The organism is Sphingopyxis sp. MWB1 (assembly GCF_000763945.1).
Lineage (GTDB): Bacteria > Pseudomonadota > Alphaproteobacteria > Sphingomonadales > Sphingomonadaceae > Sphingopyxis.
Genome location: NZ_JQFJ01000002.1, coordinates 661,200 through 685,049, shown reverse-complemented (window position 1 = coordinate 685,049; position 23,850 = coordinate 661,200). Strand labels below are relative to the sequence as shown.

The window sequence follows — 23,850 nt, the reverse complement described above, 5'->3', positions numbered from 1 at the left end:
GGGAGAATATCGCCATGGCAAAGCCGTTCGCATCGTCGGCCGACATGACCGAAAAGAAGGAAACGCTCGAGGTTCTGGCCGACGGCGTCTATGCGCTGACCGCAGAGGGCGACCCCAATGTCGGCGCGGTAGAGGGCGAGGATTTCATCGTCTGCATCGAGGCGCGGGCCACCCCCGCCGCCGCGCGCGACTGGCTGGCGCAGCTGCGCCAGCACACGCAAAAGCCGGTGCGCTATCTGGTGCTCACCCATTATCACGCCGTCCGCGTGCTCGGCGCCAGCGCCTTTGATGCCCAAGACATCATCATGAGCGACGCGACCGCCGCGCTGGTCGAGGAACGCGGCGAACAGGATTGGGCCAGCGAGTTCGGCCGGATGCCGCGCCTGTTCAAACAGCCGGAGGAAATTCCCGGCCTCACGCGCCCGACAATCACCTTTGCCGACCATCATGTGATCGAACTGGGCGGCGATCGCGGGCGGCTTGAGCTGCAATTTTGCGGACGCGGGCATACAGAGGGCGACATCGCCGTCTGGCATGAAAAGAGCGGCACGCTCTTCGCGGGCGACTTGGTCGAGGCGCAGGCCGCGCTCTACACCGGCGATGCCTTTCACTTCGACTGGGCGTCGGACACGCTCGACCGGGTCAAGGCGTTTCAGGCCGAACATCTGGTCGGCGGACGCGGCGCCGTCGCGAACGGGCGGGCACAGGTTGACGCCGCGGTCGAACAGACGCGCGAATTTCTGAACGGCATGATCGAACATGTCGGCGCGGCGCACAAGCGCGGCGGGACGCTCAAAGATGCGTTCGAGGCGACCCATGCGGCGCTCGCCCCCAAATTCGGCCATTGGCCGATCTTCGAACATTGCCTGCCGTTCAACGTCCAGCGCCTGTGGGACGAATTTGACGGGATCGAACGGCCGCGCATCTGGACGATGGAGCGCGACCGAGAGGTCTGGGACCAGTTGCAGGGCTGACGCGCCATGGCCAATGTCGCGAATATTCCGGTGTGGCGCGATATCGGCGCCGCGCCGCACCCCGCTGCATCGTTGCAGCAGGCGCCGCTGGTCATCGTCGGGGCGGGGCCGGTGGGTCTCGCCATGGCGCTTGACCTCGGGCGGCGCGGCCATCCGGTGGTGCTGCTCGCACAGCTCGATTTCGTGGCGGCGGGGTCAAAGGCGATCTGCTTTGCCAAACGCTCGCTCGACATTTTCGACCGGCTGGGGGTCGGCGACGCGATGGTCGAAAAGGGCGTGGTCTGGAACGTCGGCAAGGTGTTCTGGGGCAACCGCGAAGAACCGGTGTTCCAGTTCGACATGCTGCCGGTCAAAAATCAAAAGCGCCCCGGCTTCATCAACATCCAGCAATATCATGTCGAGGATCGGCTGATCGACGCGCTCGGCGCGCTGCCCAATGTCGACCTGCGCTGGGGCCATCGGCTGGGCGGGGTAGAGACACACGCCGACGGCGTCCGCGTGACGGTCGAAACGGCAGAGGGCAGCTATCGCATCGACGCCGAATGGCTCATCGCCTGCGACGGCAGCCGCTCGGCGGTGCGCGACGCGCTCGGCCTCGATTTCGAAGGCCGGGTGTTCGAGGATAATTTCCTCATCGCCGATGTGAAGATGAAGGGGGATCGGCCGTCCGAACGCTGGTTCTGGTTCGACCCGCCGTTCAACCCCGGCCAGTCGGCGCTGATGCACAAACAGCCCGACGATGTGTGGCGGCTCGACTTCCAGCTTGGCTGGAACATTGACCGCGAAGCCGCTGTAAAACCTGAAAATGTCGATCCGCTCGTCCGCGCTATGCTGGGCGATGATGTCGAATATGAACCCGAATGGTATAGCGTCTATACCTTCCAGTGCCGCCGCATGGCGCGCTTCGTCCACGGCCGCGTGGTCTTTGCGGGCGACAGCGCGCATCTGGTTTCGCCCTTTGGCGCGCGCGGCTGCAACGGCGGCCTCGCCGATGTCGACAATCTGGGGTGGAAGCTAGACCTGATCCTGAAGGGCGAGGCGGGGGCGGTGCTGCTCGAAAGCTATGATACCGAAGCGATCGCGATCGCCGACGAGAATATCCTGAACTCCAGCCGCTCGACCGATTTCATGACGCCAAAAACGGCGGCGAGCAGCGCCTATCGCGACGCGGTGCTCGAACTCGCGAACGAGCTGCCCTTCGCGCGACCCTTCGTCAATTCGGGGCGGCTGTCGACCGCGGTGGCCTTGCCCGCCAGCCCGCTGAACACCCCCGATGCCGACGACTGGCGCGGCGCGGGCATCGCGCCGGGCTTTCCTGCGCTCGACGCGCCGCTCGGTACCGGCTGGCTCCTCGAAAGCCTGGGCGCGGGCTTCACGCTGATCGCCGACGGCTGGGCCGACGGCGCGACCGCCGCGGCGGCCGACGGCTTTGCGCTCATCGAACCGGGGACGGGGGATGATGTGCTGCGCGCGCGCTATGCGATCGAACCCGGCACCGCCTGTCTGGTGCGGCCCGATCATTATGTCTGCGCGCGCTGGCGCCATCCCGATGCCGACGCCGTCCGTGCGGCGATCGCGCGGGCAAAGGGGAAGGAACTATGACCGGCCTGATCACCGAACCCAATATCGCCGGGGTCGACGACATCTATGAAAGGCTGATCGCGATGCACGCGGATGCCTCGACCGAAGAGAGTCTGAAGCTGGCGGCGCGGCTCAACCTGATCCTGATCAACCATATCGGCGATCCGGCAGTGGTGGCAGAGGCCATCACGCTCGCCGCCCAGCGCCGGAAAGGCAAACCGCGCTGATTGGGCGATTATGTCAGATCTGCGACTTGTTGCGATATGTGCAACTATGAGCAGCTCGTGTTGCGTATAGCGTTCCAGAAAGCCAGACACGTCTCATAAATTAGGGAGACGCATGGTGCGGGCCGAACAGAATCAACGCTTCACACAGGTGGGACCGGGCACCCCGATGGGCGAGTTGCTCCGGCGCTATTGGCACCCCTTTGCGGCGGTCGCCGAAATCGACGATCTGGGCATCAAGCCCCTGCGCCTTCTTGGCGAGGATCTGGTCGCGTTCAAGTCGAAAAATGGCAGCTATGGCCTCATCGACCGCCACTGCCCGCACCGCCGCGCCGACATGGCGAACGGAATTATCGAGGAAGAAGGGCTGCGCTGCAGCTATCATGGCTGGTGCTTCGCGGGGTCGGGCCAGTGCCTCGAACAGCCGTTCGAGGATATCGCCAACCCCAAGGCGCGCTTCAAGGACAAGATCCGCACCAAAGCCTATCCGGTGGAGGCAAAGGCGGGGATGCTCTGGGCCTATATGGGGCCGCAGCCCGCGCCGCTCGTTCCCAATTGGGAACCCTTCACCTGGGCCAATGGCTTTCAGCAGATCGTCTTTGCCGACGTGCCGTGCAACTGGTTCCAGTGCCAGGAAAACAGTTGCGATCCCGTCCATTTCGAATGGATGCACCGCAACTGGTCGTCGGTGCTGAAGGGCGACGGCAGCTATGGCCCCACCCATCTTGAACTGGCGTTCGAGGAATTTGAGTTCGGCCATATCTACAAGCGCGTGCGCGAAGATACCGACAAGGACAATCCGCACTGGACCGTGGGCGCGACCGCGCTCTGGCCCAACGCCTTTTTCCTGGGCGACCACATCGAATGGCGCGTGCCTGTCGACGATGAAAACACGCTGTCGGTCACCTGGATGTTCCACCGCGTCCCCGCCGACCGCGAACCCTTCTCCCAGCAGCGCATCCCTTATTGGAAGGGGCCGGTAAAGGATGATCGGGGCCAGTGGATCACCAGCCATGTGATGAACCAGGACATTGTCGCCTGGGCCGGGCAGGGGGTGATCGCCGACCGCACGCAGGAACATCTGGGCAAGAGCGACTGGGGCATCGTCATGATGCGCCGCAGCTTCGAAGCGAACATGAAATTGGTCGAGGCGGGCGAGGGCGATCCCAAGGCGGTGATCCGCGACGCGGAATTCAACCGCTGCGTCGAACTGCCGATCAAGCACAAGGAACTCTTCACCGCCTCGATGACGCTCGAGGAAAGCCGGCGGCTCGGCGACACGCTGCAATATCGGATCAACCGCCCCGATTATCAGCACCAGGTCGGCCAGCCCGAAGCGGTGAAGCGCGAATATCAGATCGCGATGGGGATGATCCCCGAAGACGCGACCGAAACCATCTAATCGACAATATTTCAAAGGAGTGGACGGCCATGAAGCTGGGAATGATACGACATGAAGGCACGCCGCTGGTGATCGCGCGCGTCGAGGGCGACCGCGCGGTCGCGATCGACGCCTATCGCTGGATGGAGGATCTGATCGAGGCGGAGGCGGCGGGGCTCGACGCCGCGCACGAAGCGATCGTCGCGGCGCAGGCTGGGCGCCTGCCGGTCATCGACGTGTCGAACGCCGATTGGATGCCGCCCAATCCGCGCCCGTCGAAAATCCTTGGCTGCGCGGTCAACAACAATAATCTCAATAACAAGGCGATGAAGCCGATGACCGCCCCGATGTTCTTCATCAAGGGCCGTTCGGCGCTCACCGCGCACAACAAGACGATCGACATTCTGAAGGATCATGGCCCCTCGATCCCCGAACCCGAACCCGTCGTTGTGTTCGGCAAAAGGGCCAAGAATGTCTCGCCCGAAGAGGCGCTCGACTATGTGTTCGGCTACACGCTCACCAACGACGTGACCGCCAGCGGGGTGAAGTTCACCCAGGACTCGATCGCGCTCAAACAGACCGCCGACATCGTCAAGCCGCACCACACCGCCTGGCGCCCGAAATTCGAAGGCGACGATACCTGGCTGCTCTTCATCTATCATTCCAAGTCAAAGGCCGCCGACACCTTCGCCTCGATGGGTCCCTGGCTGACGACGAAGGACGAGATCGCCGATCCGAACAAGCTCACCGTTCGCGGCTATATCGGCGACGAATGCTATGCCGACGATTCGACCGCCAATTATTTCTTCTCGGTCGAACGGGTGATAGCCGAAGCGTCGAAATGGTTCACGATGGAACCGGGCGACTGCATCCATACCGGCACCGCGTCAAAGGGTACCGAAAAGCACCCGCGCGGCAATATCGGCACCTATCTCAACCAATATGACGGTTATCTGACCGATGTGGAGGTCGAAGGACTCGGCCGCCTGTCGAACCGCATCAATCTGGAGAAATGAGCATGTCGGGGCCGGTTATCGACGTCCACACCCATATGCTCAGCGCAGAATGGGTGGCCATGCTTCGCGACCATGGCGGACCCAAATATGAGGTCAAGCCGACCAAGGCCGGGCAGGAATCGGTCTATCTGGGCGGCAACCCCTTTGTCACGCTGACGCCGGGAATGTTCGATTACGACCTGCGCATCGCCAATATGGACAAGGCGGCGGTCGATGTCGCGATCGTGTCGCTGACCTGCCCCAATGTCTATTGGGGTGGCGAAGAGGTCAGCACCGCGGCGGCGGCCGCTATGAACGACCTCATGGCCTATCAGCAGGGCCGCTATCCCGACCGGCTCCGCTTTTTTGCCTCGCTGCCCTGGCAATATGCCGACCGCGCGGTGGCAGAGCTTGAACGGGCGGTAAAGGCCGGCGCCGTCGGCGTGTTCGTGTCGGCGAATATCGACGGCGAAAGCCTGACCGCGCCTCGGTTCGCCCCGGTGTGGGAAGCGATCGACCGGCTCGCGCTCCCCGTCCTCGTCCACCCCACCGCGCCGCAGGGGTCGGTCGAACTCCAGCTCGACGAATATGGGCTGGTGCCGCCGGTCGGTTTCATGATCGACACGACGCTCGCCATTTCGCGGATGATCTTCGACGGCTTTTTCGACCGTTATGAAAAGCTGGGAATCATCGCGGGCCATGGCGGGGCGACCTTGCCCTATCTTGCAGGGCGCCTCGATCGCTGCCACGAAATGATCCCGGCCTGCGCCGAAAAGATCAGCGACAAGCCCTCCAGCTATTTGCGCAAAATCTATTATGACAGCGTCGTCTATGAAAAATCGGCGCTCGATCTGTGCATCGAGGTTGCGGGCGGGCCCGAACGGCTGATGTACGGGTCGGACTATCCGCACAATATCGGCGATATGGAAGGCTGCCTTGGCCGGGTGAATGCGCTAGACGCGGGCGCCGCACGCCAGATCAAGAGCCTCACCGCACAAAAGCTGTTCAAACTATGACCACATTCTCGCTGATCATCGACGGGCGGGCGCACGCCGCGGCGGCGACCTTCCCGGTCGTCAACCCCGCCACCGGCGAAGCCTTCGCCGACGCTCCGCTCGCCGATGTGGGCGATCTGGAAAAGGCCGTCGCGGCGGCGCGGCGCGCCTTTCCTGCGTGGGCGGCGACCCCGATTGACGAGCGCGCAAAGGCGATCGACGCGATCGCCGACGCGATCGAGGCCGAAAAGGACGCGCTCGCCGCGCTCCTTTCGCTCGAACAGGGCAAGCCCCGCCATGGCGGGGCGGCGGGCGAAATCAACGGATCAATCGGCTGGGCGCGCGCCACCGCGAAGCTCCGCCCGGGGGTACAGGTGGTGCAGGACGATGACGCGATGCGCGTTGAAATCCGTCGCAAACCGCTCGGCGTCGTCGGGTCGATCACGCCGTGGAACTTCCCGGTGATGATCGCGGTGTGGCACATCATCCCCGCGCTGCTCACCGGCAATACGGTGGTGATGAAGCCTTCCTCCTACACCCCGCTGTCGGCGCTGCGGTTGATCGAGATCATGGCCGCGCACCTGCCCGCGGGGGTCGTCAATTCGGTGACCGGCGAAGGCGACATCGGCCGCGCCATGTCCGAACATCGCGGCATTGACAAGATCGTCTTTACCGGATCGACCCCGACCGGCCGGTCGATCATGGCCAGCGGCGCGGGCAATTTAAAGCGGCTGACGCTCGAACTTGGCGGTAACGACGCCGCGATCGTGCTTGCCGACGCCGACGTCGATAAGGTCGCGCCAAAGCTGTTTCAAAAGGCGTTCGGCAACAGCGGCCAGATTTGCGCGGCGGTAAAGCGTATCTATGTCCACGACAGCCTGCACGATGCGCTGGCCGAAAAGATCGCCGACCTCGCCCGCGCGGCGGTGGTCGGGCCGGGCGACGATCCCGCGACCCAATATGGCCCGGTCCAGAACCGCGCGCAGTTCGACCTCGTCCGCGCGCTCGCCGACGATGCGCGCGCGCGCGGCGGACGCTTCCTTGCGGGCGGCGAACCGCTCGACCGACCGGGCTATTTCTTCCCGCTGTCGGTCGTGGTCGATGTGTCCGACGGCGACCGCATCGTCGATGAAGAACAGTTCGGCCCCATCGTCCCGCTGATCCGCTTCAGCGATCCCGAAGATGCGCTGGCGCGCGCCAATGCGAATGAAAACGGCCTTGGCGGGTCGGTCTGGTCGTCCGACGCCGACGCGGCGGCGGCGCTTGCGCTGCGGCTCGAAACCGGGACGGCGTGGGTCAACGATCATGCCGTCATCTCGCCCGACGTGCCCTTTGGCGGGGCCAAGCAATCGGGTATTGGTGCCGAATTCGGCCTCCACGGGCTGGAGGAGTATATGCAGCTTCAGACGGTGCGCGTGAACAAGGTCTAACGCGCGCCTGCGGTCCCCGTCGCCTTATTCGACCCTTGGCGACGGGCCGGTCAGGGGGTCGGGACGAACAGCCATCCTGCAAGAAATGAGCGCAGGCAATAAACCGGCGCACTTGTCTTTTCATCCTTCATCATGTCGCGCCGCTTCGTCCGCATCATTTGGGGCAGAAGGTCCGGCGTGCCGTCCGCGCGCCGGACCACCCCTCCCCAGGGGTTGGTGGATCAGATGCGGCGGTCGCCGATGCGGTTGCGCAGGATGCCGATGCCCTCGACCTCCAGCTCGATCACGTCGCCGGGTTCCAGATAGCGGCCGGTCTCGAACCCGCAGCCATTGCCGGCGGTGCCCGATCCAAAGACGTCGCCGGGGTACAGCGTTTCGGCGCGCGAGACGAAGGCGATGCATTGTTCGAAACTGAACTGCATCCCCGACGAATTGCCGCGCCCCTGCACCTCGCCATTGATCCGCGATTCCATCGCCAGCGTCGATGCGTCTGCGATTTCGTCGCGGGTGACGATCCACGGGCCCATCGCATTGCCCGTGTCGAAATCCTTGCCCTTCGACGGGCCCATGCGGAACTGCTGGTCGCGCACCTGTTCGTCGCGCGCGGAAAAATCATTATAGATGGTATAGCCAAAGATATGGTCGGCGGCATCCTCGACGCCGATATCGACCCCGCGCTTGCCGATGATCGCAGCGAATTCCAGCTCATAATCCATCGTCGTGCTGAACCAGGGCCAGCGGATCGTCGATTCATGCCCCGAACAGGTCATGCGGTTGCCCTTGAAATAATAGGGGCGTTCATACCAGCTCGCGGGCAGGTCGTATGCGCCGCTCGTCTTGAACCGGGTATAGGCGGCCTCGGGGTCGGGCTGCGCCGCCGCGCGCATCCGCATGCTCGTTTCCAGCGCCTGCAGGCAATGCAGCTCGAAATTCGAAAAGTCGCGGATCGAATTGGGGATGGGCAGCGGTGGGCAATAACGGACGGCCCCGGCCGCGTGGCGGTGGTCGCCGCGGTTGCGCGCCAGAAGGTCGCGCGCCAGGTCCAGCGCCGGCTCGCCGCCTTCGATCAGCGCCAGCATCGACGCCAGCGCGGGGCGTGCGGCCTCTGCGGCGTTCGCGGCCAGGTCGACGATCGACCCGTCGGCGGCGACCGCGCCGACCCGTTCGCCCTGTCCGGCATCGAAAGTGACGAGTTTCATCTTTGCTCTCCACATTTATATCGTAATTCGCTACAGTGTCACGCATAGCGCTACAGTTGGCGTCGTCAATCGGTTGAGGAGGAAAAATGGCGAAGATAGTCTTGGGGATCGGATGCGCGCACACGCCGCAGCTTCATACCGTGGCAAAAGACTGGGATATTCGCGCCGCCCGCGACCGGCAGGACGGCATCCCGCTGTGGTTCAAGGGGCGCAAGCTTCGCTATGCCGAGCTGGAGCGCGAGCGCGCGGGCGAACGAATCGGCGACCAGCTCGACCTCGCGACGCGACAGGCCGCGCTCGACGCCAGCTTCGCCGCGATGGACCGGCTGCACGAAGCCTATAAGGCGGCGGCGCCCGATCTGGTGGTGATCATCGGCAACGACCAGCACGAGATATTCTCGGACATCGTCCCCAGCTTTGCGGTGATCGCGGCGGACGAGATCGCCAATGTTCCGCGCACCGACGAACAAAAGGCGCGGCTGCCGGTGGGGATTGAGATTTCGGACCATGGCCATTTGCCCGACGCGGCGACCGTCTATCCCGGTGACCGTGCTTTCGGGACGCATCTGGCGCGTCATCTGGTGCGCGAAAGCGGTTTCGACGTGACGCTGTGCCACGAAAAGCCGACGGTGCGGAATGACAAGTCGCTGCTTTATGGAATGCCGCACGCTTATGGCTTTTTGTACAAGAATATCATGCGCGACCATATCCGCCCGCATGTGCCGGTCGACGTCAATTGCTGGTATTATGACAACAGCCCCAGCGCGGCGCGCAGCCATGATTTCGGCACCGCCGTTGCGCAGGCGATCGCGGCGTGGGACAGCGACGCGCGCGTCGCGGTGCTCACCACTGGCGGGCTTACCCATTTCGTCGTCGATCCCGAATGGGATCACCGCTTTCTGGAAGCGATGCGGACGCGCGACCATCAGTGGCTGCGGTCGATTCCCCAAAATGAGCTGATGGCGGGAACGTCGGAGTGCAAGAGCTGGATCGCGACCTCGGCCGCGATGGATGCGGCAGGGCTCGACATGCAGCTCGTCGATTATCAGAAACTCTATCGGACAGAGGGCGGCACCGGTTCTTCCTGTGCCTTTACCCTCTGGAATCAGGGCGAATAGATTCTGTCGGCTCTCCCTTCTCGTATCCGAAGCCGCGTGTTAGGAGGCATCATGACCGATGATAACGGAAATGCCGAAGACGATGTGGGTTCGGCGCGCGTCAAAAGCGTCGAGGTTACCGTCCAGATATTGGAGGTGCTGACCGAGGCGACCGAACCCGTGCGCGTCACCGACATGGCGCGGCGGCTGGGCATGACCAAGGCGCGCGTGTCGCGCCATCTGCAGACGCTGACCCGTCTCGGCCTGGTCGACCGTGCGCGCGAGGGGGAGGGCTATGTTTTCGGCCGCAAGCTGCTGAAGTTCGGCCGCGCGGCGGTCTATCGCAGCAATCTGGTCGAACTGGCGCGGCCCTTTCTGCAGCAATTGTTCAATAGCACCGGGCACACAGCCCTTCTGGCAACCCCCACGCGCGGGGGGGCCATGGTGGTGTCGTCGGTCAATAACCAGTTTGAGCCAGGGATAATGATTCATCCGGGCATGCTGTTGACATTGCCCACCTCGCCAGCCGCACGATTAATCTATTTCTTTGAGGATCAAAAGCCCACGCCGCCGCGGGTCGCGGCAAATCTGCGTCAATATGGGGTCGATTTTGAAGCCAATCCGCACGGGAGTGGCCTTGGCGGCATTGCCGCTCCCATTTTCGAACCGGACGGTCTGATTGCGGGGACTTTAGGGATCATCTTGTCGTCCTCGCTCCTCATGCCCGAACCCGAGGGCGATTTGCTTGAGCAAGTCAGCTATGTAGCGGCCTGTCTTCAGGCTGAATATGCGGAAGGCTCCACATCGCCCTTGATGCCGCCGCGCGAGGCGTAACTGCGGGGGGATGCCGGGCTGCTCCGATCGCGGCGTTAGAAGCGCTTCCGTGCCGATAGTTGAACGGTGCGGCCCAGCGAATCGGCGTCATAGCGGCGATAGCCGGGGGGGATATCGCCCCCGGGAAAATGCACCCGGCGATAGCCATCGAACATGTTGCGGATATCCAGGGTGAGCTGAAGGTTCGACAGCCATGTTGGAGCCTTCTTCTTACCTATCAGCCGGTCGGGGTTTGCGAAGAGGCGCAGGTTCCACAGCATCATGGGCGGATGGAGATAGTCTTGGCTGCCGTCTGGAACGGCGGGGTTCGTTAGCCGAAATCCGCTCTGCCATATACCGTCGACCGATGCGCCCATTCCCGGTAGCCCGGCCGTCAGTTGCAGGCGCAGCCGGTGTCGTGACTGGGCGCTGTCGCCGCTCAAGCGGTCCAGCGGCGGCAGGTCGTCATGGGGGTGCAATTGGCTTTTGAGCAACCAGCTATGATGGAATGACAAGGTGGTGCGCCAGGGCGGTGAAGCGGCTTTCGGATCCCCTTCATCCGCCTCCCTCCCCCCCCGCGCCGGACCGGGGCTGAGCATCAGCGTCAGATGATGATCGAACCTTTCGTCGATGGCACGGGCGATGCTGATGGAGCGCGCGTCGACAGAGATCAGCTTGCCGTCTGCACCGCGGCGGATGCGTTCGGGAAAGGCTGCCTCTACCGCCGGGCTGAAATCGGGAAAGGCGCCGACGCCGCCGATGGAAAGCTGGCGGTTATAATCGCTGCTGAGGCTGAGGCGCGGGCCAAAGGGGCGCAGGGTCGCGCGCAGCGAATAAAGATGCTGCGTCCCGCTCCGCAGCGCGGGATTGCCGCCGGTGATCCAGATCACATCGACAAATTGCTCGGCGCCATAATCATAGATGCGCCGGACATCTTCAACCAGGGGCCCTCCGAGTTGATCGGCGGTAGGGATCAGATCGGCGAAGCTGGCCGTGGCATGAAGCTCGATGGCGGGCAGGGGCGTCCAGTCGAGGCCAAAATCATAGCGATGCTGCCGCGCGGCGCCGCTCGCAAAGGACAGGCTGGTCGCGACATTGGCGGACAAATTGCCAAGTGCAGAAAATCCTTCCGCGCTGTCAGTCGATAGGGGAAGGACGAAAGCGGCGCGCGTATCGAGCTGGCTGCGACGAAATCCGTTTTCCGGTCCTTCCACCCCATCGGCGGCCCATCGCCGGTTGGTCGATGTGCTGCGTATCGCATTCACCGACAAATTGGCGGTCAGCGGCCCGGCCGGAAGGGATATTACGGGCTTGTTCGCCGTGATCTGACCGTTCAGGCTGTCGCCGCGTGAGCGCGATGTCGCGGCGGCGGATGGCGCCTCTTCGATCCGGTTGTCCGACCACTGACGCGAATAGCGCAGCGCGGCATTGCTTTGCCATCCGCTGATCCGGCCGGTCAACGTGCCGGAGAGGGCGAGGTTGGCGCTGTCCTGATCGGCGCGCAGGGCACGCGAACGGCCTGCGTCATCCGGGAAAGCCGAACCGAGCCATTGCTGGCGACTGCGGCGATTGGCGCTGATATCGAACATGGCCTGATAATCGCCGAGCGGACGGGCCAGCCCCAATTGCAGCGCGGCGGAATCGCTGGCGGGCAACAGGCTGCGTAGCCGGTCGCCCGGCCCGGTGCCGCCGCGTTCGCTAGCGAGCAGCCGATCCTCCTGCCCCCATTCGGTGCGGGCGTTCCAGCGCGCCTTGCCGTCGATGACAAAGCGGGCGGTGGATATTTCGCCGCCAAAGCGCTCGCCTGCGGTGGCGGCCTTGATATCGGCGGCGCCCTGCCAGGAGGCAAATTGCTTCTTGAGCACCAAATTGACCACGCGCTTTCCCGGCGCATAGCCATAGCGCGCCGCCGCTTCGGGCTTTAAAATGGCGAGCCGTGCCAAGGCTTCGGGCGGAAAGCCGTTGATGCCGCCCGCGCCATCGACCCGTTCGCCGTTGATCAGGATTATCGGCTGTTCGTCAGGACGCCCGGTCAGCGGCGTAATCTGGGTGACCAATTCGCCGATGCTGTTGGCGCCATAGGCGGCGATGGCCTCCTCATCCAACTGGCTTTCCGCCGGGACGCGGGCTTCGCCATAGGGAGCCGTGACGATGATTTCCTCCACGCCGGGGGGGAGGGGTGGGAGTGTGTCCTGCGCCGCGGCGACGGGGACGAAGATAAAGGCGGATAAGGAGAGGCTGAACGCGGATAGGCGGCACAGGCGGCGTCCGGGGATGGCGCGATCCTGGGGGGTGGGAAGCGCCATGACAGTCAGGATGTTTCTTCTCTGGCAATCATGGCGCCCCATTATGCTGTGGCGGGACTTTGGGTCCAGCCTCTTCCGCCGACCATGGCGGACGGTCTTGCAAATATCGGGAGAGGGGAGAACGGCGAAAAGCAGCAACCGCCTGCCCCCGGAAAGAAGGGCAGACGGCCTTTTGCTTCAGCGCCTGTCAGGGATAGGTGTAGGAAGCGGTGGGGCTGGTCGTGATGCTGCCAGCCATGCTGCACGGCGAACCGCCCGGCGGGTCCGACGGGATGGTGTTGGCGTGGTTGAAGGTGATCACACCGCCCGACATGGTCGCTGCCATATCGCCCCGGCAATCGCCCGTGATTCCCTGCACGACAACATCATGGATGACGATGCCGGTGCCGCTTGTCGCGGAAACGTCATAGGGGAAGTTGGTAAAGGCGACGGCACCGCAGAAGGAGCCATTGCTCAGGGAGATGCTGGTAATGTCGGTTCCGCTGGGAGCACCCGAACTGGAGATGGTGCCATCCGAGTTGATACCGGCATTGACATCGCATTTCAGCGTCATGCCTTTCCGGACCTCAAGTTGCTGACCGCTGGCCGAACCCGCGCCCGACGGCGAATAGGTGCCAGCCAGCGCCGTCGCCGGGGTCAGGCTGAGCGCTGCCAGCGTGGCGATGGAGATTTTCGTGAACTTCTTCATGATAATCCTCTCCTCATATTTACAGTGAACGGAAGGACCCTTTTGGTCTTTCCATCCTGTAAGACGCAGCCCGGACAAAAGAGGGGGGATGGTTTCTCAAAAAAACTGAAAAAAATCGAAAAATAAAAAAAGGGCGCGCCCGAAAGCGCGCCCAGGAGGGAGTCGGCCGGTGCCGGACCTCTAGAATTTCTTGGATACATTGAACCCGATGATGCGCGGGTCGAGCGTGAAGATATTGGCGCTCAGCCCCGTATCGTCGCTGTTGGTGAAGGTGTTGGTGATCGGCGTGTCGTTGAACAGATTTTTGACATAAAGCTGCATTGCAAACTGCGATTCAGGCCGCTCGAGCGTGACCGCCAGATTGGCATTGTCCCAGCTTCTCAACCGGTCATATTCCGTGTTGTAGACGCGCGCGAAGCTTTTTCCCTGCCGATAATAATCACCGCGGAAGGTGAGATTCCAATCATCCATGAAGAATGTATATTGGGCACCGATATTGAAGGTATAACGCGGTGAATTGGGCAGTTCATTGCCGCTGAGGTCGGCATAGAAACCGCGCCCACCATTGGGAGCATCGGTGAGCGGGTCATGCGTGAAGCCCAGAAAGCGGTCCCAGCGGAGGCGAGTGTCGACGTTGGGGCTGAAGCTGCCATAGCGTTTCGACCCGGCACATAGTGCCGAGATCATCAAATCACCCAGATTCCCGGGTCCCGCAAAGGGGGAGTTCAGAATGGCTTCCACCTTTTCTTTTGGGGCGATGCAATTGGATGGCACGCCAAGTTGCGGGCGAACCACCACCCAATCCTCATTGCCCTGGGTGCGGTTCATCACGTCGATCGACTGTTCGCCCTTGCCAATGCGCGTGCGCAAATAGCCCAAATTGCTGTCGATGCGGAAATTGCGCGTCGGGCGCCATGCCGCCTCCAGTTCCAGCCCCCAGGTCGTCGCATCGAAATTTTCGTTGAGCGCAATGCGATCGACAATCTGCGAAACCTGATAATCCTTGTACAGATTGAGGAAGGCAGTGGCATTGAGCATCAAGCGTCCGCCGTCAAAGCTGTTCTTCATCCCCACTTCAAAGGCGTTGACATATTCGGGCTCAAAGGTTTCCGCGAGCGGTTGATATTGGATGACCTTGGGGTCGATATCGACGCGTGGCGGGTTCGATCCGCCGCCCTTGTAGCCGCGCGAGGCGGAGGCATAGAGCAATGTATCGTCGCTGAAACTGGTCTGCGGGTTCCAGTCGATGACGAGCCGCCCGGTAAAAGCCTCCCATTTCTGATGTACGGGGGGCAACGCGGGATAGCCCCGGCTGATCCGTCCACCGCTCGATTCCCCTGTTACTTTACCAAATTGCTCTGCTCCCAGAAGAAGCTGGCTGGGATAGGGCGTCGATTTCTTCTTGTCATTGGTATAGCGCGCACCGGCGGTCAGCTTTACATCGGGAGCAATCTCCCAATAGGCTTCGCCGAACAGCGCCCACGACCGGGTTTGCACGACATTTTTGCTGCGGAAATAATTATGCCCTTCGCCATTAATCTGGTCGATTGGGTTGGGATCGACATAGACGCATTCGCGTGCTTCATTGGGGCCATCGCAATTTTGGGTTGCAATGCCATTGATAGTGCGGTCGGGATGACGATTATAGGCGTATTCAGCTAGCAGGCTAAAAATATTGCTGAAAACATAATAATCATCCTGTGATTTGAAGTTCAGGGCATTGGCGCCGATGCTGAAATTAAAGGGGCCCGCATAGTCGGATTGCAGGCGCAATTCCTGCGACCACTGCGAGTTGCGCGATCTATTGAGGTCCACCGCAATCATACGATCCGAAGGGCCAAGCTGGGGGTCGGTATAAATGCCGCCCGGTGTAGGGCCAGGGACGCTCAGGGGGAGCCCATGAGGGTTTACGAGGTTGGGATCGGTGGAATCGTTGAAAAGGGGGGCCGAAACAAAACGATTATAGTCTTGCGAGGAATAATAGCGGTCGCGCGAATAAGCGGTTTGGGAGTAGAGGCGCAGGTCGCCGACACCCGCCTCCAGATTGAGCTGGAACACATCATTTTTGGCGCGAAACAACGGATCGTAGCTGGTCGAAATTTCGCGTAAGTTGCGCGATTGTACGACATTGGCATAGGGGTCGCGGGTGGCATCGATGACGGGAACGGCATTGTTGCGACCGGCCCCCGGATCAAAGATGTTTCCAAGGTCAATCAATGCGTCGGCGGCATACACGAAGGCAAAGCTGGACGCATTGGGCGCGCCAAAAGCGGCATCGTCATAGAGCGAACCGGGCAGGCAGCCCTGGCTCAGCTTGCCGCGCAAATGGATAGGAACGGGCGTGTCGTTCAACATCTCCGGCCCCGGGTCGCGGGTGCAAAGCTGTTTGCCGGTGCGCGAGCGCTGGTCATCCTCTTCGAAATGCTGCCAGACGAAGCTGGCCTTGAAATCGTCATTGGGTTCCCATTGCGCCGACACGCGGGTTGACCAGAGGTCGCGGTCGTTGACATGCTTTTGGGTGAAGCTGTTGTAATCGAAACCGTCGCGTTTCGTCATCGCGCCCGCCGCGCGCACGGCGAAGCTGTCGCTGAGCGGCACATTGACCATGCCGCTCAGGCGCCTTGTGTCGAAACTGCCGACTTCGCCCTTTGCCATGGCTTCAAATTCATAGACGGGCATGGCGGGAATAATGTTGACGACGCCGCCGGTGGCGTTGCGGCCATAAAGCGTGCCCTGCGGCCCGCGCAGCACCTCGACGCGTTCGAGGTCGAAAAATTCCTGTTCGAACAGGCGATTGCGGATCAGCGGCGTGTTGTTGAAGCTGACCGCGACCGCCGGGTCGCTCGATGCGGAGATCGCCTTAGTCCCGATCCCGCGAATGGTGAAATCATAGCCCGAGAAATTGCTCTTCGAAAAATTCACATTGGGAACGGTGCGGACCAGCTCGGCGCCGCCCTCCACCTTTTTCTCGTCGAGCGCTTCGGGGGAAAAGGCGCTGATGGCGATGGGAACGTCGATCAGCCTTTCCTCGCGCTTTTGCGCGGTGACGACGATCTCGGCGTCATTTTCCGCGCGCGCGGCGGGCGCCGCGGCGTTTCCCGCCGGCTGGACCACGAAAATATTGCCGTCGCGCCGAAAGCTGAGTCCCGTGCCCCCCAGCAGCACGCGCAGCGCGCTTTCGGCGTCGGTCTTGGCGCTGAGGCTCTGGCTGCGCTTGCCATTGACGATCATCGTGTCGGCCAAAATGGTCATGCCGCTCTGCAGGCCGAAATCGCGCAGCGCGCGGCCCAGCGGTTGCGCCGGAATGCGATAGCTGACCGCGCCTTCGCGCGCATAGGCATTTTCATGCGCCGTCGCGGGCGCCGACGCCAGCGCCATGCAGCCGACCGCTACCCCACCCAACAGAAATTTACGCAAATCAGATGCATGCAACTGCATGTCCCTCTCCCCTGTTTGTTCGCGCGGGGTTTTTCCCGCTTTGTTTGTGACGCCGTTCGCCGGTGTCATCCTGCTAGACGCATGCCAGCCAAAAGAGGGGGGATGGGCGTCTGCATTATTTTCAGTGATGTTAATGTAAGCCTAGGCTAACTGCGAAAAATTTTTTTCTTCGGCGCTTTTTTTATCCCCCCTCTTTTGGCTGGCGTGCGTCTTGAAAGGGTAAGCCTCCGGCGCACAGGGGGCGGCGAGAAAAATGGGATGAGGCTGGGCCGGCAAGGTAGGGAGGAATCGCAAAGGAATGAGCAAGAGGATATGCAGGCGCTGGAAAGGCAATATCTGACGATGGCGGCACCGCGGCCCGACCCTGATCTGGAGGCATGGATCACCGCCTATGCCCCGGGGCTGCGCAGCTTCTTTCGCCGCCGCGCGCCGGAGGCGGACGTCGATGATCTGGTGCAGGATGTGTTCCTTCGCCTGCAAGCCGCGCGTTTCGCCGCGCCCATTGATAATGTCGAAGGCTATCTTTTTGCTACGGCGCGTAATGTATTGGCCAGCCGCTATCGCAAACAGGCCGCACATAAAAGCGCGCTCAGCCAGGCCTGGCTCCCCGGTTATGAAATCGGGGACCCCCTCTCACCCGAACGCATCGCAATCGGACAGGATGAATATCGCCGCGTGGTGCAGGCGATCGTCAATCTGCCGCCCCGCGCGCGGCAGGCGTTTGAACTCCACCGCTTTGAACATATGACCTATCAGGCCATCGCCCGGCGGATGGGTATTTCCAAACATTCAGTGAAGGAATTGATGCACCGCGCGCTCACCCGCATTGCCGAGGAAATGGAGATGGACCCATGACCGACGGCTCTTTTCACAATCCGGCGGCGCTCCGGTCCGAAGCGGCGCATTGGTTCAACCTGCGCCTGTCGGGAGACATGAGCGCGGAGGATGATTTTCGTTTCCAGCAATGGCTGGAGCAATCGGAAGCACATCGCCGCGCCTATCAGTCGATCGACCGCGCCTGGAGCATCGCGGGCGCTGCGATCAACGATCCTGCGCTCGGTCGCGAGGCTCTGGCGCCTGCGGAGACGGAGGCGGAAGCGCAGGCAGAGGCCCCGGCGCGCCGCTGGCGGGCGTTGGCCATTGCCGCCTCGATCCTGCTGATGGTCGCGCTGGGGTCGCTGAGCTGGCAGCTCTTGTCGCAAAATGAAAGCGCGGTTGATCAGACCTTTCATACCGCCACCGGGCAGCGCACGACAGTTACCCTGACCGATGGATCGGAAGTGACGCTCGATTCCGATACGGAAATCCGCTTTGACGACACGCCGGGCGAGCGACTGGTCGAACTGGTTGACGGGCGCGCCTATTTCCGCGTTGCGCCCGACCGCGCGCGCCCCTTCATCGTCCGCGCCGGCGGCAAGCGTATCCGCGCCGTCGGCACAGCATTTGAGGTCAGCTTTGAAGATGGTGAGGTCGGGGTCATATTGGCCGAAGGCAAGGTCCGCGTCGAAGATGGCGTCGCGGGGGGAGGCAATGGCACCGACATGGTGCCGGGGCGGCGCCTCGTCATCGGCGCGGACCGTAACTGGACGCTGAACCGGGTCGATGTCGACAAGGAAACGAGCTGGACCGAAGGGCGGCTGATCTTCATGCACGACCGGCTGGCCGACGCCATCGCACAGGTGAACCGCTATTCGGACCGCAAGCTGGAATTTGCAGGCGGCGCGGCCCCCGACCGCCGCATTGTCGGTGTGTTCGAAACCGGCGATGTCGAGGGCTTTGTCACGGCGCTGGAATTGAACGGCATCGCCCGGCGCAGTGCAACCAGCGAGGAACGGATCGAGCTGGTGCCGCTTCCCTGATCCGGGCGACCGTGTCGCTCGCCCTCATGAATTTCAGGCATTATTGTGAGAAGCGGAGCGAGAAAGCCGTCTTCAGCTCTCGCAGCGTTTGATCTTACCGAACAGGGGCGGGTGATCGCCGACGCGCGCGCGCTCAGCCCGCCTGTTTCGAGGTCACCCAAATGTGAATAGGCGCGGCGAATTTTCCCGGCGGGGGCTTGCCCACGTCGATGCGCTGCGCAGTGACCATCTCGCCCGAAGCGAGGGTGAAGCTTGCCCACGGCTTGGGCATGCGTTCAAAGCGCATCTGCTGGATGGGCTGTCCGGTGGAACTGTTCATGATGGTTGCGGTAATAGCCATGCGGCAGGCCGTTAGCGGGAGCGGGCCCCCGCGTCCAGTCATGGCGTCAAGCCGCCGCAATTTCCTCAGATCACGTCCATATTATAGCAATGCCAGCTGAAAATCGCTGCCGCGCCCCGATAGGGGCGCCAGACCTCGCCCAGTTCGCGCGTCTGTTTTTCACTGGGGCGGGCGCCGAGCTGAAAAATACGGCCAATGGCTTCTTGCACCGCCAAGTCGCCCGCAGGCCAGATATCGGGGCGTCCCTCGGCAAAGAGCAGATAGATTTCCGCCGACCAGCGACCGATCCCCTTCACCTTGGTGAGCAAGGCGATGGCTTCCTCATCATCGGCGGGCAGGGCGCTGACGTCGAGTTCGCCCGCGATAATGAGCTCCGCCAGGCTTTTGGCATAGCTTTGCTTTTGCCCCGACAGGCCGCAGGCGCGCAGCGCATCAAAATCCGCGGCGGCAATGGCCTCCACCGGGCAGCCTTCACCAAAAGCGGCTTCGAGCTTGTTCCAGATCGACGTCGCCGCAGCGACGCTGACCTGCTGGCCGACGATGGTACGCAGCAAGGTGGTATAGCCCGGCGGACGAATGCGCGGCGGGGGATAGCCGGCATGGCCGAGCGCGCGCGCGAAATTGCTATCGCGTGCGGCCAGCGCATCAATGCCGCGATTCAGCTCTTCCTGACTGAGGCCCACCGCATATTCTCCTTTTGTTCCCGGCTCTGGGCGTAGCAAGTCTTGATTTGCCATGCAACGCGCGACATAGCGCCCCCGACACAAATAATTGGGGATGAGCATGGCCAAGCTGATTGTGGTGACGCGTGATGGAACCGAACATGAGATCGAGGGCGACACCAGCCTGACCGTGATGGAGAATATCCGCGACGCGGGCTTTGATGAATTGCTGGCGCTGTGCGGCGGATGCTGTTCCTGCGCGACCTGCCATGTTCATGTCGAAGCGGGCAACAAGGATGCGATTCCCGCGATAAGCGAAGACGAGGATGATCTGCTCGATTCGACGACGGACCGTGACGCCAATTCGCGGCTGTCGTGCCAGATTCCCTTTACCGACGCGCTCGACGGGCTGAAGGTCCGTATCGCCGAAGAGGATTGATCGCGTTGCCCCGCGACGGCGGGGGCAAGGTTGGTGCCCTGTCCGGCTGCCTTCGCGCATCGGTTGCGTCATGGCGAGGAGCGCAGCGACGAAGCAATCTCCCGCTATCGTCGTGATGTGCCGATAGCTGGAGATTGCTTCGGCTCCCGGATTGCATCCGGGCGCCTCGCAATGACGATGCCCCGCCTTCGCGGTGGCGGCGTTTGAACTTAGGCCGCCGCCGTGGCTACGGCGTAAAGGGCAATCGCGGCAGCGTTCGAGATATTCAAACTCTCCATGCGCGGCGAAATGGGCAGGCGGGCGAGCACGTCGCAATGTTCCATGACATTGTGCCGCATCCCGTCGCCTTCGGACCCCAGCACCAGCGCCACCTTGCTGCCATCGAGGGTTTCGGCGAGCGTTGTCTGCGTATCGCCCATCAGGCCGATGCGCCAATATTGCGCTTCGGCAATTTCTTCGAGCGCGCGTGACAGGTTCACGACGCGCACCCAGGGCACGCTTTCCAGCGCCCCCGATGCTGCGCGTGCAATGACGCCGCTTTCAGGCGGGCTGTGACGATCCTGGGTGATAATAGCCGCCGCGTCGAACGCGGCGGCGGAGCGCAGCACGGCGCCGATATTATGCGGATCGGTGACCTGATCGAGGATGATCAGCGGCCGCTTGCTTTCGGCATCGACCTCGGCCTGCAGAATATCGCTGAGATGATAGCCGTCGAGCGCATCGACCTCCACCACCAGTCCCTGATGCGGCGCATCACGCGGCACGAGTCGCGCCAGATCGGCGACATCGGCATAGCTGATCGGTATGACGGGCGGCAGGTCGAGCTGGCCCAGCGCTTCGCGCGTGCCCCAGATTCGCTTGACCCGGCGGTCGGGGTTGCCGAGCGCCGCCAAAACGGCATGGCGGCCCCAGAAACGAATGCCCTGGCCGCGCGAATTTTGCCCTGCGGGGCGACGATGTCGAGAAAATTGCCTCATAGGTGTGGCCTTTTCCACGACTGGCATTGACAGGCAAGCCTCGTTTCGCCATTGGACCGCTTCCCAGACGGGCCCCATGGACAGGTGGCCGAGTGGTTAAAGGCAGCAGACTGTAAATCTGCCCGGGTTTCCGTACGCTGGTTCGAATCCAGCCCTGTCCACCATCTTCTTTCTTCTTCGACAATTTTGAAGGAGCGGCGCTTCGGCGCCGCGCTGTTCCGCGTCCGGGTTCAGCCCGTTTCGGGACGCGCAAAGGGCTTGCCCGGCCTTTGCGGGAAAAGCCGGGCAGGGGTGAAGGCCTTATTCGGAATCGACCAGTTCGCGCTTCAGAAAGGCGTGGAGCATGGCGGCGCGCACCGCGTCTTCGGCATGGTCGGCGCCGACCGAATGGCCGCCCTCCAGATGCTCGTGATAATAGACGCGATTGCCATATTCTTTCAGCCGTGCGGCAAATTTGCGCGCATGGCCGGGATGGACGCGGTCATCCTTGGTCGAGAGGTAAAGGAAGATCGGCGGATAGGTGATGCCCTTGCGGATATTCTGATAGGGCGAATATTGGGACATGAAGGCCCAGTCGTCCGGATTGTCAGGATCGCCATATTCGGCGACCCAGGAGGCTCCGGCGAGCAGCTTGTTATAGCGCTTCATGTCCTTGAGCGGTGATCCGGAGATGACGGCGCCATAAAGATCGGGGCGCTGCGTCATCGCCGCGCCGACGAGCACGCCGCCGTTCGACCGGCCCGAAATGGCGATCTTGCCCTTGGCGCTGACGCCGGTTTCTACCAGATCCTCGGCGACGGCATGCAGATCGTCAAAGCTGTTCTGCCGCTTTTCGCGCAGCGCCGCATCATGCCAGCGCGGGCCATATTCCCCCCCGCCACGGATATTGGCGAGGACATAGGCATTGCCATCCTCGACCCAGAACAGTCCCAGCGGCCCGGCGCGATAGGGCTGGCCGGTCAGATAGCCGGGGGTCTGCGCGGCGCGAAAGCCGCCATAGGCGTGGACGAGCGCGGGAACGGGGCCGGTGGCGCCCGCCTTGCGGACGAGAAAATAGGGGATTTTGGTTCCGTCGCGCGAGGTGGCGAAACGTTTCTCCACGCTCATCCCGGCGGCGTCAAAGGCGGCGGGCAGGCTCTGCACGACCTTCGGCTTTGCGCCCTTGGCGGCATCGACGGCGTAAAGCGTCGGCGGGGCGATCATCGTTTCCGCCGTGACGAGCGCCAGATCGCGCGCGCCAACAGTTCCCGCGATCTTCACCGTGGCATTGTCGGCCACCGGCACGGCTTGCTGGCTCCACTCCCCCGTCGCGGGATCGCGGCGCAGCGCGAACAGCTTGCCCTCTACATCGTCGAGCGCCTTGACCCAGAGCAGATGGTCGCTTGTCGCCACCTCTTCGATCGCCTGCGCCTTGGTGGGGGTCATGACCGGGGTCACCGCCGGCTTGCGACCGGCCGCCAGTTCGGCGAGCGGCATGGAAATGAGCGCGCCCTGGCCATGGCCCGCAAAATCCTTGTTGAGGAAGATGATCGCTTGGCCATCGAGCAGCGCGCGCAGGTCGGCGGTGTCGGGGATGGCCGCCTTGACATAGGCGCCGCCCTTGGCCGCGGGCAGATAATAATCGCTGGTGTAAAAGCTCTTGTTGCGGCTGATCAGCGTCCAGCGGTTGTCGCCGTCCATGACGCCATAAACGCCCATGCCGACGTCATCCGCCTGTCCTTCGACGAGGGTTTTGGCGCTCGCCAGCGGCGTGCCGCGCTTCCACCGCTTGACGATGCGCGGATAGCCCGATGCCGTCATGCTGCCTTCCCCGAAGTCGGTGGCGACCAGCAAAGTGTCGGCATCTTCCCAGGTTACGCTGCTCTTCGCTTCGGGCAGGGTGAAGCCGCCTTCGACAAAGCTTTTGGTCGTGCGGTCCCATTCGCGCACGACATCGGCATCGGTGCCGCCGGGGCTGAGCGAAACGAGGCAGCGGCGATAATCGGGGGCAAGGCAGTCGGCGCCATGCCAGACCCAGCTTTTTCCTTCGGCCTTGCCCAGCGCATCGACGTCGATCAGCGTCGTCCATTCGGGCTTTCCGGCCAGCCAGGCATCGAGCGGGCTTTGCCGCCATATGCCGCGCGGATTATTGGCATCGCGCCAGAAATTGGTGATCTGGCCGCCCATGACCGTGCCCGGCATCGCAATCTGCCGGTCATCGTCGAGGATGGCGCGCGCGCGGGCGCGGTCGGCTTCATAGCCCTCGCTGCCCAACAGCAGGGCATCGGCCTCGGCATTTTCGGCCTTTACCCAGCCCAGCGCCTTATTGCCCTCAATCTCCTCCAGCCACAGCCAGGGGTCGGCTGTATTCTGGTCGGCCGCAATGGCGGCGACGGCGGTGGTGGACAGGGCAAGCGCGAGCAGGCCGGTGCGGATCATGGGGGGCTCTCCATCTGATTATAGCTGATGCTGT

The 23,850-nt window shown here is 62.5% G+C and carries 20 protein-coding genes and 1 tRNA gene; 13 read left to right on the top strand and 8 right to left on the bottom strand.

What is annotated here, in order from left to right:
* The first annotated feature begins 14 nt into the window (after nucleotides 1-14).
* The 7 genes from JV18_RS0104145 to JV18_RS0104115 all read left to right on the top strand — a co-directional run bounded on the left by JV18_RS0104145 (nucleotide 15) and on the right by JV18_RS0104115 (nucleotide 7,580).
* Nucleotides 15-974: an MBL fold metallo-hydrolase gene (locus JV18_RS0104145; RefSeq protein ID WP_033073520.1), complete on the top strand. Its 960-nt coding sequence runs from the start codon at nucleotides 15-17 to the stop codon at nucleotides 972-974.
* A gap of 6 nt (nucleotides 975-980) precedes the next feature.
* The gene (locus JV18_RS0104140) at nucleotides 981-2,576 is read left to right on the top strand and encodes an FAD-dependent oxidoreductase (protein WP_033073519.1); all 1,596 of its coding nucleotides are present in this window, start codon (nucleotides 981-983) and stop codon (nucleotides 2,574-2,576) included.
* Nucleotides 2,573-2,782, top strand: coding sequence for a DUF2783 domain-containing protein (locus tag JV18_RS0104135; RefSeq protein ID WP_033073518.1), 210 nt, complete (start codon nucleotides 2,573-2,575; stop codon nucleotides 2,780-2,782). The genes JV18_RS0104140 and JV18_RS0104135 overlap by 4 nt, the downstream gene beginning before the upstream one ends.
* Before the next feature lie 112 nt (nucleotides 2,783-2,894).
* Complete coding sequence (locus tag JV18_RS0104130) at nucleotides 2,895-4,181, top strand: aromatic ring-hydroxylating dioxygenase subunit alpha (protein ID WP_033073517.1); 1,287 nt, start codon at nucleotides 2,895-2,897, stop codon at nucleotides 4,179-4,181.
* A 29-nt stretch (nucleotides 4,182-4,210) separates the two neighbouring features.
* Nucleotides 4,211-5,176 (top strand): fumarylacetoacetate hydrolase family protein, encoded by a 966-nt coding sequence (locus JV18_RS0104125; RefSeq protein ID WP_052071726.1) that lies wholly within the window; start codon nucleotides 4,211-4,213, stop codon nucleotides 5,174-5,176.
* 2 nt (nucleotides 5,177-5,178) lie between these two features.
* Nucleotides 5,179-6,171, top strand: coding sequence for an amidohydrolase family protein (locus tag JV18_RS0104120; RefSeq protein ID WP_033073516.1), 993 nt, complete (start codon nucleotides 5,179-5,181; stop codon nucleotides 6,169-6,171).
* Nucleotides 6,168-7,580, top strand: a complete 1,413-nt coding sequence (locus tag JV18_RS0104115; RefSeq protein ID WP_033073515.1) for an aldehyde dehydrogenase family protein — start codon at nucleotides 6,168-6,170, stop codon at nucleotides 7,578-7,580. Before JV18_RS0104120 ends, JV18_RS0104115 begins: the two co-directional genes overlap by 4 nt.
* 221 nt (nucleotides 7,581-7,801) lie before the next feature.
* Here the strand turns inward: JV18_RS0104115 and JV18_RS0104110 are convergent, their stop codons facing one another.
* Nucleotides 7,802-8,779 carry a fumarylacetoacetate hydrolase family protein gene (locus JV18_RS0104110; protein ID WP_033073514.1) on the bottom strand — a complete coding sequence of 326 codons (978 nt, stop codon included), beginning with the start codon at nucleotides 8,777-8,779 and terminating at the stop codon, nucleotides 7,802-7,804.
* An 86-nt stretch (nucleotides 8,780-8,865) separates the two neighbouring features.
* Between JV18_RS0104110 and JV18_RS0104105 the strand changes: the two genes are divergently transcribed.
* Both JV18_RS0104105 and JV18_RS14595 read left to right on the top strand, forming a co-directional pair.
* Nucleotides 8,866-9,897: a hypothetical protein gene (locus JV18_RS0104105; RefSeq protein WP_033073513.1), complete on the top strand. Its 1,032-nt coding sequence runs from the start codon at nucleotides 8,866-8,868 to the stop codon at nucleotides 9,895-9,897.
* 51 nt (nucleotides 9,898-9,948) lie between these two features.
* Complete coding sequence (locus tag JV18_RS14595; RefSeq protein ID WP_052071724.1) at nucleotides 9,949-10,710, top strand: IclR family transcriptional regulator; 762 nt, start codon at nucleotides 9,949-9,951, stop codon at nucleotides 10,708-10,710.
* Between the two features lie 35 nt (nucleotides 10,711-10,745).
* Here the strand turns inward: JV18_RS14595 and JV18_RS0104095 are convergent, their stop codons facing one another.
* The 3 genes from JV18_RS0104095 to JV18_RS0104085 all read right to left on the bottom strand — a co-directional run bounded on the left by JV18_RS0104095 (nucleotide 10,746) and on the right by JV18_RS0104085 (nucleotide 17,121).
* Nucleotides 10,746-12,995 (bottom strand): hypothetical protein, encoded by a 2,250-nt coding sequence (locus JV18_RS0104095; protein ID WP_033073512.1) that lies wholly within the window; start codon nucleotides 12,993-12,995, stop codon nucleotides 10,746-10,748.
* A gap of 187 nt (nucleotides 12,996-13,182) precedes the next feature.
* Nucleotides 13,183-13,683 carry a hypothetical protein gene (locus tag JV18_RS0104090; protein ID WP_033073511.1) on the bottom strand — a complete coding sequence of 167 codons (501 nt, stop codon included), beginning with the start codon at nucleotides 13,681-13,683 and terminating at the stop codon, nucleotides 13,183-13,185.
* A gap of 180 nt (nucleotides 13,684-13,863) precedes the next feature.
* Nucleotides 13,864-17,121: a TonB-dependent receptor domain-containing protein gene (locus tag JV18_RS0104085; RefSeq protein WP_235302841.1), complete on the bottom strand. Its 3,258-nt coding sequence runs from the start codon at nucleotides 17,119-17,121 to the stop codon at nucleotides 13,864-13,866.
* A 312-nt stretch (nucleotides 17,122-17,433) separates the two neighbouring features.
* Between JV18_RS0104085 and JV18_RS0104075 the strand changes: the two genes are divergently transcribed.
* Nucleotides 17,434-17,976, top strand: a complete 543-nt coding sequence (locus JV18_RS0104075; protein WP_052071723.1) for an RNA polymerase sigma factor — start codon at nucleotides 17,434-17,436, stop codon at nucleotides 17,974-17,976.
* Nucleotides 17,973-18,980 (top strand): FecR family protein, encoded by a 1,008-nt coding sequence (locus JV18_RS14590; protein ID WP_052071722.1) that lies wholly within the window; start codon nucleotides 17,973-17,975, stop codon nucleotides 18,978-18,980. Before JV18_RS0104075 ends, JV18_RS14590 begins: the two co-directional genes overlap by 4 nt.
* A 133-nt stretch (nucleotides 18,981-19,113) precedes the next feature.
* On the opposite strand, the gene JV18_RS0104060 is transcribed toward JV18_RS14590, so the two are convergent.
* Together JV18_RS0104060 and JV18_RS0104055 are read right to left on the bottom strand one after the other, a co-directional pair.
* Nucleotides 19,114-19,320 carry a hypothetical protein gene (locus JV18_RS0104060; protein ID WP_081944810.1) on the bottom strand — a complete coding sequence of 69 codons (207 nt, stop codon included), beginning with the start codon at nucleotides 19,318-19,320 and terminating at the stop codon, nucleotides 19,114-19,116.
* Nucleotides 19,321-19,385: 65 nt separating this feature from the next.
* Entirely contained in the window at nucleotides 19,386-20,003 is a 618-nt protein-coding gene (locus JV18_RS0104055) for a DNA-3-methyladenine glycosylase family protein (RefSeq protein WP_033073506.1), read from the bottom strand.
* A gap of 100 nt (nucleotides 20,004-20,103) precedes the next feature.
* On the opposite strand from JV18_RS0104055, the gene JV18_RS0104050 reads away from it, so the two are divergent.
* Nucleotides 20,104-20,421 (top strand): 2Fe-2S iron-sulfur cluster-binding protein, encoded by a 318-nt coding sequence (locus tag JV18_RS0104050; protein WP_033074929.1) that lies wholly within the window; start codon nucleotides 20,104-20,106, stop codon nucleotides 20,419-20,421.
* Between the two features lie 209 nt (nucleotides 20,422-20,630).
* Here JV18_RS0104050 and rlmB read toward each other — a convergent pair whose 3' ends face one another.
* Nucleotides 20,631-21,398 (bottom strand): 23S rRNA (guanosine(2251)-2'-O)-methyltransferase RlmB, encoded by a 768-nt coding sequence (rlmB, locus tag JV18_RS0104045; RefSeq protein WP_033073505.1) that lies wholly within the window; start codon nucleotides 21,396-21,398, stop codon nucleotides 20,631-20,633.
* Between the two features lie 78 nt (nucleotides 21,399-21,476).
* Between rlmB and JV18_RS0104040 the strand changes: the two genes are divergently transcribed.
* Nucleotides 21,477-21,562, top strand: a tRNA-Tyr gene (locus JV18_RS0104040).
* A gap of 136 nt (nucleotides 21,563-21,698) precedes the next feature.
* Here the strand turns inward: JV18_RS0104040 and JV18_RS0104035 are convergent.
* Nucleotides 21,699-23,816 carry a prolyl oligopeptidase family serine peptidase gene (locus JV18_RS0104035; RefSeq protein WP_033073504.1) on the bottom strand — a complete coding sequence of 706 codons (2,118 nt, stop codon included), beginning with the start codon at nucleotides 23,814-23,816 and terminating at the stop codon, nucleotides 21,699-21,701.
* Between the last annotated feature and the right edge of the window lie 34 nt (nucleotides 23,817-23,850).

Coding starts and splice junctions, on each gene's coding strand:
- JV18_RS0104090 (WP_033073511.1), bottom strand. CDS start 13,683: ATGAAGAAGTTCACGAAAATCTCCATCGCCACGCTGGCAGCGCTCAGC.
- JV18_RS0104110 (WP_033073514.1), bottom strand. CDS start 8,779: ATGAAACTCGTCACTTTCGATGCCGGACAGGGCGAACGGGTCGGCGCG.
- JV18_RS0104120 (WP_033073516.1), top strand. CDS start 5,179: ATGTCGGGGCCGGTTATCGACGTCCACACCCATATGCTCAGCGCAGAA.
- JV18_RS0104105 (WP_033073513.1), top strand. CDS start 8,866: ATGGCGAAGATAGTCTTGGGGATCGGATGCGCGCACACGCCGCAGCTT.
- JV18_RS14595 (WP_052071724.1), top strand. CDS start 9,949: ATGACCGATGATAACGGAAATGCCGAAGACGATGTGGGTTCGGCGCGC.
- JV18_RS0104140 (WP_033073519.1), top strand. CDS start 981: ATGGCCAATGTCGCGAATATTCCGGTGTGGCGCGATATCGGCGCCGCG.
- JV18_RS0104050 (WP_033074929.1), top strand. CDS start 20,104: ATGGCCAAGCTGATTGTGGTGACGCGTGATGGAACCGAACATGAGATC.
- JV18_RS0104035 (WP_033073504.1), bottom strand. CDS start 23,816: ATGATCCGCACCGGCCTGCTCGCGCTTGCCCTGTCCACCACCGCCGTC.
- JV18_RS0104095 (WP_033073512.1), bottom strand. CDS start 12,995: ATGGCGCTTCCCACCCCCCAGGATCGCGCCATCCCCGGACGCCGCCTG.
- JV18_RS0104085 (WP_235302841.1), bottom strand. CDS start 17,121: ATGCAGTTGCATGCATCTGATTTGCGTAAATTTCTGTTGGGTGGGGTA.
- rlmB (WP_033073505.1), bottom strand. CDS start 21,398: ATGAGGCAATTTTCTCGACATCGTCGCCCCGCAGGGCAAAATTCGCGC.
- JV18_RS14590 (WP_052071722.1), top strand. CDS start 17,973: ATGACCGACGGCTCTTTTCACAATCCGGCGGCGCTCCGGTCCGAAGCG.
- JV18_RS0104060 (WP_081944810.1), bottom strand. CDS start 19,320: ATGGCTATTACCGCAACCATCATGAACAGTTCCACCGGACAGCCCATC.
- JV18_RS0104145 (WP_033073520.1), top strand. CDS start 15: ATGGCAAAGCCGTTCGCATCGTCGGCCGACATGACCGAAAAGAAGGAA.
- JV18_RS0104115 (WP_033073515.1), top strand. CDS start 6,168: ATGACCACATTCTCGCTGATCATCGACGGGCGGGCGCACGCCGCGGCG.
- JV18_RS0104130 (WP_033073517.1), top strand. CDS start 2,895: ATGGTGCGGGCCGAACAGAATCAACGCTTCACACAGGTGGGACCGGGC.
- JV18_RS0104125 (WP_052071726.1), top strand. CDS start 4,211: ATGAAGCTGGGAATGATACGACATGAAGGCACGCCGCTGGTGATCGCG.
- JV18_RS0104075 (WP_052071723.1), top strand. CDS start 17,434: ATGCAGGCGCTGGAAAGGCAATATCTGACGATGGCGGCACCGCGGCCC.
- JV18_RS0104135 (WP_033073518.1), top strand. CDS start 2,573: ATGACCGGCCTGATCACCGAACCCAATATCGCCGGGGTCGACGACATC.